The organism is Bacillus sp. cl95 (assembly GCF_900115925.1).
Lineage (GTDB): Bacteria > Bacillota > Bacilli > Bacillales > Cytobacillaceae > Neobacillus_A.
This window is the reverse complement of the sequence record NZ_FOYF01000004.1, coordinates 274,247-286,961: the sequence shown is the minus strand read 5'-3', so window position 1 is coordinate 286,961 and position 12,715 is coordinate 274,247. Positions and strand designations below refer to the sequence as shown.

The 12,715-nt window shown below is 38.3% G+C and carries 11 protein-coding genes; 8 read left to right on the top strand and 3 right to left on the bottom strand.

The genetic code is table 11. From position 1 onward, the window contains the following. Positions 1-72: 72 nt before the first annotated feature. Positions 73-399 carry a MerR family transcriptional regulator gene (locus tag BMZ31_RS13475; protein ID WP_090832275.1) on the bottom strand — a complete coding sequence of 109 codons (327 nt, stop codon included), beginning with the start codon at positions 397-399 and terminating at the stop codon, positions 73-75. Between the two features lie 166 nt (positions 400-565). Between BMZ31_RS13475 and BMZ31_RS13470 the strand changes: the two genes are divergently transcribed. Further along, the gene (locus BMZ31_RS13470) at positions 566-1,483 is read left to right on the top strand and encodes a DMT family transporter (protein ID WP_090832274.1); all 918 of its coding nucleotides are present in this window, start codon (positions 566-568) and stop codon (positions 1,481-1,483) included. Positions 1,484-1,768: 285 nt separating this feature from the next. On the opposite strand, the gene BMZ31_RS13465 is transcribed toward BMZ31_RS13470, so the two are convergent. After that, positions 1,769-2,242 carry a hypothetical protein gene (locus tag BMZ31_RS13465; protein WP_090832471.1) on the bottom strand — a complete coding sequence of 158 codons (474 nt, stop codon included), beginning with the start codon at positions 2,240-2,242 and terminating at the stop codon, positions 1,769-1,771. A 376-nt stretch (positions 2,243-2,618) separates the two neighbouring features. Here BMZ31_RS13465 and BMZ31_RS13460 point away from each other — a divergent pair, with 376 nt between their 5' ends. The 6 genes from BMZ31_RS13460 to BMZ31_RS13435 all read left to right on the top strand — a co-directional run bounded on the left by BMZ31_RS13460 (position 2,619) and on the right by BMZ31_RS13435 (position 8,951). Further along, positions 2,619-4,172 (top strand): gluzincin family metallopeptidase, encoded by a 1,554-nt coding sequence (locus BMZ31_RS13460; protein ID WP_090832273.1) that lies wholly within the window; start codon positions 2,619-2,621, stop codon positions 4,170-4,172. Beyond that, complete coding sequence (locus BMZ31_RS13455; RefSeq protein ID WP_090832272.1) at positions 4,141-4,680, top strand: DUF1697 domain-containing protein; 540 nt, start codon at positions 4,141-4,143, stop codon at positions 4,678-4,680. The genes BMZ31_RS13460 and BMZ31_RS13455 overlap by 32 nt, the downstream gene beginning before the upstream one ends. Positions 4,681-5,146: 466 nt before the next feature. Continuing rightward, positions 5,147-5,536, top strand: coding sequence for a GntR family transcriptional regulator (locus tag BMZ31_RS13450; RefSeq protein ID WP_090832271.1), 390 nt, complete (start codon positions 5,147-5,149; stop codon positions 5,534-5,536). After that, on the top strand, positions 5,529-6,431 hold the full coding sequence (locus BMZ31_RS13445; protein ID WP_090832270.1) for an ABC transporter ATP-binding protein: 903 nt from the start codon (positions 5,529-5,531) through the stop codon (positions 6,429-6,431). The genes BMZ31_RS13450 and BMZ31_RS13445 overlap by 8 nt, the downstream gene beginning before the upstream one ends. Further along, entirely contained in the window at positions 6,403-8,376 is a 1,974-nt protein-coding gene (locus BMZ31_RS13440; RefSeq protein ID WP_090832269.1) for a DUF6449 domain-containing protein, read from the top strand. Before BMZ31_RS13445 ends, BMZ31_RS13440 begins: the two co-directional genes overlap by 29 nt. 53 nt (positions 8,377-8,429) lie before the next feature. Continuing rightward, entirely contained in the window at positions 8,430-8,951 is a 522-nt protein-coding gene (locus BMZ31_RS13435; protein ID WP_090832268.1) for an RNA polymerase sigma factor, read from the top strand. A gap of 171 nt (positions 8,952-9,122) precedes the next feature. Here BMZ31_RS13435 and BMZ31_RS13430 read toward each other — a convergent pair whose 3' ends face one another. After that, entirely contained in the window at positions 9,123-9,665 is a 543-nt protein-coding gene (locus BMZ31_RS13430) for a GNAT family N-acetyltransferase (RefSeq protein ID WP_090832267.1), read from the bottom strand. A gap of 224 nt (positions 9,666-9,889) precedes the next feature. Here BMZ31_RS13430 and BMZ31_RS13425 point away from each other — a divergent pair, with 224 nt between their 5' ends. Beyond that, complete coding sequence (locus BMZ31_RS13425; RefSeq protein WP_090832266.1) at positions 9,890-12,700, top strand: DEAD/DEAH box helicase; 2,811 nt, start codon at positions 9,890-9,892, stop codon at positions 12,698-12,700. Positions 12,701-12,715 lie beyond the last annotated feature (15 nt).

Here is a 12,715-nt window from a genome sequence, read left to right as displayed (position 1 = left end):
GAAGGGAGGAGGATATCTATGATTGTGTGAGGAAATCTAACATACAATTCTTTTGAGGTGGGATATGATTTCTTATTTATACTTCTGGATGCCGAAATGGGCATTGAGCTGTCCTTGAATCATTTTCTTTTGAAGGTCTTTTTCGTTTTGTTGTTTTTGCTTTCGAACCATTTCCTGTCGGATTTCATACGTTTGTACGCCATCCTCAATTTTGTTGGCTATTTCCATGAGTAGTTCAACATCGGCAAAGGAGTATTTCCGGCTACCGCCTGAAGTCCTTTCTGGGAAGATCAATTTTCTTTCTTCGTAATAACGTATCTGTCGCTCGGATAATCCCGTTAACTCCTTGACGATGCCGATTGTAATGACCTTTTTTTCTTTATAGTCTTCTTTTCCCATACATGGATTCACCACCTTTTTAAATAATATACATGAATTCGTGAACTTTGTGTTAGATAATCTAACACAAAGTTTTTAAATTGGTAGAAACTGTTTACAACCATTATCTATTAATCTCTGATATAATGATAAAATTGTAAATTCATTTATGGAAAGAGGCTTCCAGTTGAAAAACTTGCAGACGTACCTCATATTGATAGGTGTTATGGTTGCATGGGGCTTAAACGTTCCGACATTGAAGATACTTGTAAGTCATGTTATGCCAGTGACAATTACATCAGTACGCGTATTTTCTGCCGGATTATTTGTGTTTCTTGTACTCGCTATCATGAAGAAAGTTAGAATTCCAACGAAGAAAGAATGGAAATATATTATTTTTGGAGGCTTGTTGAACGTAGTGTGCCACCATTACTTTTTGTCTATCGGATTAAGAAACACCTCAGCGACAAATGGTGGACTAATTTTAGGGTCGGGTCCGATACTTACAGCCATCATGGCAACGATTATACTCCGCCAAAAGCCAACAAGAATGAAGGCGATTGGATTTATTTTAGGTGGGGTCGGAGTTTACTTAACCATCCTATCGAGTGGAAATGGATTTTCCGGTTTATCGATGGGCGACGTTTCCGTATTTTTATCGATCGTTACACAAGCTCTAAGTTTCATTATTATCAGTAAAGCGGCGAAAACATTAGATCCTCGTCTGTTAACGGGATATATGCTTGTTTTTGGTTCTATCATTTTATTCATCATCAGCCTTGTAAAAGAACCAGGTGCCTTGGCAACAATGAATGATTTACCTCCAAGTATTTGGGGTGCATTCTTTGCTTCTGGATTAATTGCAACGGCTCTTGGTCATATGATGTATAATTACTCGATTTCTATCGTAGGTGCTGCTGAAGCAGCTATCTTCTTAAACTTGAATACATTCTTTTCTCTAGTTGGATCAGCTCTTCTTTTAGGTGAAAGTATTACCGCGCATCATATTCTAGGCTTGGTCTTCATCGTTTCAGGTGTATTGTTTGGCTCCGGGACCCTGGAGGAATTGATCTATAGAAGAAGACGGACAGCAATTGGAAAATAGAAGATAAAGAAAAGTCCTGAACCAAGATTGGTTCAGGACTTTTCTATTTTATTTAATGGCTGTTTTCGTAAACGTTGTTGCTACTTAACAAGTTTGAAGTAGTGGTTGATTTCTGCTCCAGGATGCTCCCTTTCCGTGAGGCGGGCGGTGAGCCGCCTCGGCGGATTCACGCCTGCGGGGTCTCACCTGTCCCGCTGCTCCCACAGGTGTCTTGCACCTTCCGCTTCAATCAACTACTAGGCTTACATTCACTAAACTTATCCCAAAACAACAATCTTTTAGTTCTTAGTACCCACCTTCAAATGGAGTGAAAGGGATGTTCAGTCTGTTTTCGACTGCGCGAAGCCTTTGGTTGACGCGATTTAAGCGGCGATTCAATCGCTCGATTTCTTGGTTTTGCTGTTGGTTTTGATTGGTTAATCGCTCAATGGCACGTTGTTGTTGGTTGTTTTCTCTGTTAAGACGCTCAATTTCACGAGAGTTTTGTTCTTCTTTTCTTTCTAGGGCACTAACTCTTCTTTCTAGGTTAGGTTGACGGTCTGGATCGTGCTGTTCATCTTGAAGTTTCTCTGCTCCATAACCTTGTTGTTCTGTGTAATTCCACTGCGCTTGTTGTTGGTACTGATCCTGGAAGTCGCGGTACTGGTCTTGAGTCTGGTAGCCTGCAAACTGTTGTGGATTGTAATACTGCTGCTGTTGGTTTAAATATGGAACAGGATTGAAATTGCCTGCATCGTATTCGAAGTGATGTTGGCGAATATGTGGATGGAAAGCTTCGTGACTTATTTCAGCCTGCTGAAGTTGCTGCTGTGCCTCATTTTGCGGCGCATATAAGTCAAAGCCGAACTCATCCACCTGTCTTGCAAATGGGTAAGATCCAAATGGTGACTGTTGCTGTCCTTCCTGATTTTCAATGAAATAATTGTTTGGTTGAGGAAGATAACCTTGGAAAAATGAAAAAGGGTTCATGGGCGACTCTCCTTTATTTCTTTATATTTTAGTCCTTTATAATCTATGTAGGCATGAGTAGAGGGAAAGGGCGAATACCCAAAACATGGTAAAATTTATTCCTTCGCAAGGATTATGCCTTGCCTAAGACGAATGTAAGCCATTATAAAGACAAGGGGGCTTAAATATGGAGCATGTTTTAGCTGCTGAAAATGTTGAAGATTGGAAACGGGCTTACGGAGATTTAGTGATGGAAGTCGAACGGTTAATGAGAAGCAGGCAGGAAATGGAGTATTCACAGTTGATTCAGGAAGAACAGCAGGAAAATGATGATTTTTCTGCACGTTTGCAAGAGATTTTATCTAACAAATACTTGGAAAAGAATTTGAAAGAATGGAAGGAACGATTGTCAGAGCCTCTTTGGCAGAGGCGCTTAGAAATTTTTTTGAAACAAATGGAAATCGAACAACTAAATTGTCATTCATATGTAACTGATTTAGCTGAACCGCTTCAAGAACGACTTCTCAAAAAGAAATTTTTGATTGGAGAAGAGGAGTTTGATACAGGTGCGGTATTTTCGGTAATGATTGGTAATGAGAAAAGGGACTTGAGGAAGACCCTATTTTCTCTTTCCAATGAGTTTGGACATGAGAATGAGGAAATGCTGCGTCGCTTGATACGTGAGCGTAATCGAGTGGCACGCGATAAAGGTTATGAACACTTTTATGAGTATGCCTTTAAGCTAACGGGCAGTGACCTTGGTCAATATCACCGTGGGGTTTCAGGTTTGATAGAAACCATAAGGCCTGTCATGTACAACTGGGTCGCACGGGTGAAAGAGAAGTTTGGATGGGAAGACTTGTATTACTATGACTTAATGTATGTAGCATTTAACTTTTTTAAAGTGGATGAAAGGTTGTTTCCGGCAGCGAAGATGGAAGCTGCATTAGCGGACATGTTTGAAAGTTTAGGGCTAGAATCAAAAAAAATGGGCATTGATTTTGAGTTGAAATCAATCCCTTTTGGTGGTTATTGCACAGCGTTTTCAAAGGATAAGATTAAACTGATTGTCAATAAACGTGATGGATTTTCCGCTTTCTTGACTGGTACTCATGAAGCGGGTCACGCACTGTATGATCATTTTTCAAGTGATGAGTATCCAGAACTGTACCGAATGAAAAGTGTGGTTGGTCATGAGGGAATGGCGGAATTGTTTCAAGCTGTGTCGGTACAGGAAGATTTCTTAAGAAAGAATTTTGCGGTTGGGGAAGATGTTTGTCAGCAAATTCAAGAGATGAATAACTTATTTGATGTCATCATCATTTTGTATAACTATATGCTGAGTTTGATTGAATTCCGGATGTACGAGAATCCGGAGCAAGATTTTCAGGCGTTATCAAATGCGTGTTATCATGAAGTTTTCGGCTTGAAAGGAGAAGGTCCGCACCCCGCAAAAGAAATGTTTTTTGTGAGTTTTCCTGTTTATATTCAAGACTATATTTTTGCGTGTGGCATAAGGGATATGATTCACGAACATTTTGGGATTCGAGGAATGTACGGTCAGGCTGAAATATTTGAAAAGGTGAAGGAAGTATATATGCATCCTTCAGAAAGATACACTTGGCTCGAAAAAGTAGAGACATTATGTGGGAAAAAGTTTTCGTTCGAGTATTTAGAGAAACACTTGTGTAAAGGGAAGGAGCCGTCTATTGATATATGTAGCACTGTTAAGAGGGATTAACGTTGGTGGACATAACAAAATTAAAATGGCTGAGTTGAAAGATGCGATAGAGGCAGTAGGTTTAAACGGGGTTCAAACTTATATTCAAAGTGGCAATGTGATTTTTGAAACCTCGGATAGGGAACTGGTTTCTCTTAGGGTGCTTCTCGAACAAGTTATTCTGGAGAGGTTCGGCATGAATGTTCCCGTTGTGTTAAGGGAGGCACACGCTTTTACTAGATTGGTCCGTGATTGTCCTTTTAGGGTAAAGGATGTGAAAAATGACCTTGTTCATGTAGCGTTCTTGCAAAGTAAAGCTTCCGTAGAGGCGATGGCAAAACTGGAGCAGTTTGAAAGTGATGTAGATGAATACCGACTTGATGGCAAAGATATTTATTTGTTGCTAAGGGAAGGTGTGCGCAATTCAAAATTACTAAATCAGCTTTCGAAAATAGGTATTCCGGTGACAGTAAGGAACTGGAAGACGGTTAATAAGCTGGTGGATATGGTGGAAGGAAGAATTTCATAAAGAACATGTTGGCTGGCGGGAATCACAGTTCTCGCTGGCTTTTTTATGATCTAGGGAGTTTTGTTGAACTTTTAGTTAATATTGAGAAAACATTTTTGAAAACGTAGATTTGCTTCAAAAAACAGGCGATTACATTTTTGAAAATAGCGATAAGGGTCAAAAAAGAGGCTTAAAAAATTCGAAATGCTCCAGCTAGACTAAAGTTAAGAGTATTATTACCCTCTTGGAATTCCCTCTCTCCGTATATTTACCACTTAAAAGTGCCTCGAAGTGGAAGTCATCCTATCATTTCTCATATTTTTTTATGAATTTTTCGTTCAAAAGTCGTATCTGACCAACATTTAGACGATTATTCTATATCTCTTCGTAAAATTTTTTCAAAAAGTGCTTCCAATTTGGAAATGGATGCCATATAATCTAACTGTATTAAGAATAATAGTACACTTAGTACAGATAGGGGGTCATGATGTTTGAGCTTGATATGAGGAGCCGCAAGCCGATTTATGAGCAACTGGTTGATAAATTAAAAGAATTGATTATTAACGAAGTGCTCAAGGCTGATGAGCAATTGCCATCGGTCAGAACGCTGGCGCAACAGCTCACAATCAACCCGAATACGATTCAAAAAGCGTACAGGGAACTTGAAGTGCAAAGTTTCATTTATTCGATAAAAGGCAAGGGCAGCTTCGTAAATCCAAACAATCAAACAAAGGATAAGGAGAAAATAGAGGCAGTCATGAAAGAACTTGAAAAGCTTGTATTAGAAGTATTGTATCTTGGCGTTTCAGCTGAGGAATTGGTAAAGAAGATACATGATTTAGACGCTTCAAAAGGGGGAGGCGAAAGTAATGATTGAAATGAAAATGGTCAGTAAAAGGTTTGACCGATTCAAAGCGGTTGAAAACGTAAATCTGTCGATACAAAGAGGTTCGATTTACGGTTTGATTGGGTCTAATGGTGCTGGTAAAACAACCTTAATCAAGTTGTTGGCGGGAATCTATTTGCAGGACAATGGCGAAGTCACGATTGATAACGAACCTGTTTTTGAAAACGTCAGCCTGAAACAAAAGCTATTTTACATACCTGATCAGCCATTCTTTTTCTCCCATTACACAACGAAACAAATGGCGCGTTTTTATAAAAGTATCTATCCGAGCTGGAGTGAAGCGCGTTTCCTTAAGCTTGCTGAATCATTCGAGTTAAATGTAAATAAGAAGATTCATAGTTTTTCCAAAGGTTGGCAACGTCAGGCTGCTTTCATCCTCGCATTATCTGCAAAGCCTGAGATTCTGATTTTAGATGAGCCGCTTGATGGTCTAGATCCTGTTGTGCGAAGAAAAGTGAATAATTTACTGATTCAAGATGTAGCGGAACGTGAAATGACCATCTTGATTTCTTCACACAATCTACGTGAACTGGAAGATGTTTGTGATCATGTAGGGATTATCCATAAAGGAACGCTCCTTTTTGAAAAAGAACTGGATGAACTTAAATCCGATATTCATAAAGTGCAAATTGCTTATAAAGATGATTCTCCTGAACGGTTATTGAAGGAGCTTGATATCCTCCATGTGGAAAAGCGTGGAAGTGTGTACCTGTGTATCATTAGAGGGAATGAAGACGAAGTTACGAAACGAATTCGCGAGACCAAACCGGTCATTTTCGACTTGTTGCCGCTAACCTTAGAGGAAATTTTCATTTATGAAATGGGGGACAACGGCTATGCCATCGAAAACATCATTGTTGAATAAAGAATTGATTTTACAAACAATAAGAAGCGGCGGCTGGATATCCCTTATTTATTTCGCGGGTTTGTTCTTTGCTATCCCACTAAGGTTATTGATGATGTATGCAGAAGAAAACGAGGAATTGTATTTACGAAAGGTAGACAGTCTCTTTCAATACGATTATGAAATACAAATCTTCCTGATTGTCATTCTACCAGTTGCTTTGGCGGTCTTTCTATTCAGATACCTGCAAGTTAAACAGTCCGTAGACTTAATGCATAGTGTCCCTATTAGTAGAGACACGATCTTTCATCATTATGCCATAAGTGGAATGGCATTTCTTATCCTGCCAATCATCATCAATGCTGTAGTGGTTTTGATGCTCCATTCGATTCTTGGATTGGATAATGTCTTTCTAGTAAGGGATGTTTTAAGGTGGGCAGGCGTCACTATTGTGTTTAACTTGTTAATATTCCTTGCTGGTACATTCGTAGCCATGATGACAGGCATGTCCATTGTTCAAGCTGTAATATCATACATTTTTCTGTTATTTCCGGCAGGGATCATGGTGTTGTTATTGCTAAATTTTAAGGTTCTGCTATATGGTTTTCCGAGTGACTATTTTCTCAATCAAGAGATGGAAAAAATGTCACCGCTCACCTTTGCAACCATGCTCAATCAACGACCATTTCATTGGCAAGAAGCTATTACTTACATCTTCTTCATCATTCTATTTTATGCTTTGGCATTATTTTTATATAAAAGAAGGAAATTGGAAGCTGCATCCGAGGCTATTGCATTTCCTAAAATGCGTGCCATCTTCAAGTATGGGGTAACCTTCTGTACCATGCTCGCTGGAGGCATGTATTTTAGCTTAGTTCCCTACAGTAGCTTTGGATGGATTGTGTTTGGATACGTACTTGGAGCGATCATTGGTTACTATGTGGCGGAGATGATTCTTCGTAAAACGTGGCGAGTATTTGGAAATGTAAAGGGACTGGCGGTGTATGGGGTATTCATTGCCATACTCATTTCCGTCATTCAATTTCTTGGGATCTATGAAAATTATGTTCCCGCTCAAAATGAAATTGAAAGTGTCCGACTTGCCGACAATTCTCATATGTATATTTATCGCAATGAGGTTTACGAAGACTACTATATTCCAAAACCACTGAAGGAAAAAGTGAATATTGAGGCTGTCAGAAAGCTGCATAAACAAATCGTCGCTGATAAAAAAATGAATCAAGTAGAGGAAGATATACATCCTTTAGAAACAGCCTTTTTCCTCTATGAACTTAAGAATGGTGATCAGGTCATCCGTGAATATACGATAAACCGGGACATTTATTCTGAGTTGTTAAGCGCGGTATATGGATCTAAAGAATTCAAGATGATGACAAAAGAAATTTTTGAAATCAATGAAGATAAGATTGAAACCATTAAGGTTCGAGCAAACGGCTATGTTGATAAGGTTGCTACGATCTCTGAACCGGAAGATATCCAGGAAGCAATCGCTGCCTTAAGAGCCGATGAACTGGCTGAATCGTACGAAGACGGAGCCTATTTTCAAAATAGGGGGTCAAGTATTGAGATTCATCTAGGAAAAGATAAATTTTTGCATCTCGATTTCAAACCTTCCTATGTCCAGTTTACAAACTGGCTGAAGGAACACGACCTTCTCGATCGTGCCAAGGTCATGAGCGATGATATTTCACATGTGGTTGTCATGGAAAGAAAATATTCGGATTATGTTGATCCTGATGTAGTCATCAATGACATCAAAGCAAATGGAGATTTCTTAAAAATCACCGATAAAGAACAAATCGATCAGGCATTAAATAAGGCTGGATGGAATTTCTATAATTCAAATTATGCGGCCGTCTTTTACTATAAAGTTGGAAATATGAAGGAAGTATTATTTTTCGATGAAGAGCATGTTCCAGATTTTATTAAGAACCATTTTAAATAGAGGTTAGTAGTTTCAAATACGTAAAGAATGAACATACAAGAGGAGGTGGAGACATGGGGGCGATTGACTTTAATCAATTATACTCGTTGTACTCCCAACGATTGAATTATATTGCCTATTCATTTATGAAAGATCGTTTTCTAGCAGAAGATATCGTGCAGGAAGCGTTCATTAAAGCATACAAGAAAATCGACACAATCGAAGATGTAAATAAGGTAGGTGCATGGTTAGCAGCTATTACGGCACGTACGGCGATGGACTTTCTCCGCTCTGAAAAAAGAAAGAACTGGATGCTTGCCGATCCAACTATTATGGAGCAAGTAATCGGAGAAAGTATCACAGCTATCAACACGGAGAAGGAAGTAGAAATCCGCTTGCTTAAGGAAGACCTTGGCAAGCAGGTGAGAAATCTTTCGAAGGAGTCGCAAGTAGTGCTTATCCTCAAGCACCAACATGGATTAAAGGAAAATGAAATCGCCCACTTGCTCCATCTCAAGTCAGCGACAGTCAAAACTCGTTTGTACCGGGCAAGAAAGCAACTAAAGCAGGCTTATTTGGAGCGTGAAACTGCTTAGGGCGTATGGGGGTAATGGTTTTTGCTAGAATGTGGTTAGTTTTCGAAAGATTCCCGCTCAGTTTCGCAAGATTAGGATTACTTTTCGCAAGATTCCACGAGTTTTTCGCAAGATTGAAATAAATTTGGAATTAAATTTCCACAATAAAAACTGATTCCCCAAAAAAAGGAATCAGTTTTTATTTGGTTCTGCCAACCTCAGAACGGTGATAAACCCGTCCAAAATATCATGACTAACTGAGAACCCTTTACGTTGATAGAATTCTAGAGCCTCGTGATTGCCGTTTGAAACAAAGATAAAATAGTCCTCTACATCATCAAATTGCTTCAACCATTCCATAGACAATTTGAAGAGTTTAGAGCCAATTCCGTATTGTCTGTACTCTTCCTTAATATAAAACTGAGATAAACAACCTACATTTTGTTTACTTACTGATAAAAGATCAAAAAAAGTGGCGAAATCATTTGAATAGGTTTCTTTTGGAGAGATATTTGAATAAACATAGGCCACGATTTTTTCATCATCTTTCACTACGACCGTATAATTGTGAATGGCCTTTTTCACAGAAGGAATCATCCGTGTATCAAAATTCATATTGTCAAAAAGTTCCGGCGTTATGTGAGCTTTAGACTTTTGAAAAGCCATTAATTCATTGCAAAGATCTCTGCAATATTCAATTTTATCATCAGGAATCACTTCATATATCAAGTTCATACCTTCACTCTCCTTAATTTCATTTTAGTGGACAGCCCACCAATTTTCTAGCTGAAATCATTACGGAACTATTAATCAAACGTTTGATTAAACTTCCACCTTAAGTTGAATTGTTCATATAACGCATAGATTTGGGATAAGTAATATCACTAGATCTTTATCTTCCCAGACGTCTATAGTACAATTTTACATATTACGGTAATTGGGTAGGAGTATTTTTACTAATGTTATTTGAAAAGAAACTAATAGTTAATTCCGATAAAGGAAATTTACTTACGGAACTTGTGAAGTCGATGAACGAGTGTGTACGTTTTTATTTTAGTGTAGCTTTTGTGAATTTTAGTGGTCTTCAATTGCTGCTCGATCCACTAAAAGAAGCCGAGCAAAATGGGGTAAAAGGAAAGATTATTACTTCTACTTATCTTAACTTTACTGATGCGAAGGCGCTTGAAAAAATAAGAGAGTTTCAAAATGTTGACTTGAAGGTTTTTGTTACGGATAAAGAGATTGGTTTTCATACGAAGGCCTATATATTTGAGTATCAAGACAGTTATAAGGTGATTATTGGGTCATCCAATATAACTCAGAGTGCTCTTAAGAGTAATATTGAGTGGAATGTTGAGATTATCGCAAAAGAGGATGCGACTTTTATTAAAGAAGTGTTAAAAGAGTACGATCAGTTGTGGGAAAGCAGTGTGGTTGCTGATCAAGATTTTATTAATAGATACGAAGAGTTTCTAAAGAGTATGAAAAAGGTACAAGTGACTCAACAATTAATCTACGAGAATCGTGAGTATATCGTACCCAACCGGATGCAAAGAAGAGCGATGGAAAACCTTGAGCGACTGCGGAGCTTTGGTGAAAATAAAGCGTTGGTAATTGCGGCAACTGGTACGGGAAAGACATATATGTCGGCTTTTGATGTGAAGAACGTGATGCCCAAAAAGCTACTGTTTATTGTACATAGAGAAGAGATTTTGAAAAAGGCAAAAGAGACTTTTGAAAAACTCCTTCCTAATGATGGACTCACTTTCGGTTTGTTAACAGGTAATCATAAACAAAAGCACGTGGATTATGTGTTTGCGACTATTCAAACCATTTCGAAATGTTTTGATGAGTTTAATCGGGACGAGTTCGATTACTTGATTATTGATGAGGCGCATCACGCAACAAGTCCGTCTTATCAGGATGTACTTAATTATTTTGAACCTGAGTTTACTCTAGGGATGACTGCGACTCCTGAACGGAGTGACAGTCGCAATGTCTTTGACTTATTTGACAATAATGTTGCGCTTGAAGTACGTCTACACGAAGCCTTGGAAGATGAATTGGTCATTCCTTTTCATTATTTTGGGATCACGGATATTGATGGAATTGACTTAAGTGATGTCTCAATTGTAGACATAGATGAAATTACCAAGAGGTTAAAGGTAAATGAACGAGTTGATTTTATCATTGAAAAAATGAACTTCTATAGTCATGATGGTGAAAAAAGAAAGTGCCTAGGATTTTGTGCTGGGCGCGAACATGCTCAGTACATGGCTGCTGAATTTAATAAACGGGGCTATAAGAGCATGGTTTTACTCGGAGATGACGGGTCTGATAAGAGAGAATTATACATTAAGAGATTAGAAGATGATGCTGATGATCTGGAGTTTATTTTTACAGTCGATATTTTTAATGAAGGAGTCGATATCCCCTCTGTAAATACGGTACTGATGTTAAGACCAACGAACTCTCCAATCATTTTTATTCAACAGTTAGGTAGAGGATTGAGAAAGTACAAAGATAAGAGTTTCTTAACTGTTCTCGATTTTATCGGCAATCATAATAAAACGTTTTTGATTGCGTTGGCTTTAAACGGGAGCCGTTATTATGACAAAGAAAGTTTGAAGGTTGCGGTTGCTACTGGTTTTGCCAATATTCCAGGATGTACCCATATACAAATGGATCGAATCTCTCAAGAAAGAATACTTTCGCAGATTGATCAGGAAAATTTCAATAGTATGAAGTATTTAAGGGAAGAATATTTTGAGTTTAAGAAACTGAACCAAGGAAGAACTCCGTATTATTTAAGAGATTATCTCAAGTATGACGGTGCTCCTGATCCAATAAAGTTTGTTCAACGAGAAAAGACGTATTTGCAATTTGTTGCGAAAGCCGAGAAGGATGATAGCTTAAAAGCTTTGTTACAAGATGATGCCTTTGAGGGAGCAATGAAGGAACTATCGAGTAAGCTTCCTCTTAAGAGGGTATATGAATTTGTGATTATGAAGTATTTGTTAGACCATGAAGAAATTTCTCTCGAGACAGCCAAACATGAGATTTTGAAAATTGTTAAAGAAGTCGATGAGGATAGCGTTTTGCATGCATTAGAGGTTCTTAATCAAGATTATTATGACAGTGGCCAGAAAAAGAGTAATCGTAAGTTATTTGATTTTGCCAATGGGAGACTCTCGAAAACTTCATTATTCACAAGACTTCTAGCTAACCCTGATTACAATAAGTATATAGAGGACATTATGATGTATGGAATCTTTCGTTATGAGAAGGAATTTAAGGGTGAGTATTACGGGGTTCCGCATTTAAAGTTATATGAGCAATATCAGATGGTCGATGCGGCATTGCTCTCTAATTATCGTAAAAGTCATAGTGCTTTCCGTGGTTCTGGCTTGCTCGCTAATGGCAACGACTATTTCCTATTTATCGATTTACATAAAGAAGAGGACATTGATGAGCGCCTCAATTATCAGGACAAGTTCTTGGATGAACGGTATTTTCAGTGGCAATCGCCGAATAGCACTTCTCAGGGTTCTGAAAGAGGTCAAAATATTATTCATAATGATCGAAGGGGTATTAATCTACATTTGTTTGTGAGAAAGTATCGTGAGATAGACGGGAAGACCGAGCCTTATATTTATATTGGTAAGGGTGATACCGTCCACTACGAAGGCGAAAAGCCAATCACAGTAAAAATCAAACTAGATAATGAGATTCCGGCAAACTTATTTACTGAATTTACGATAAAAGTATAGTCTTCTCCTCGGAGA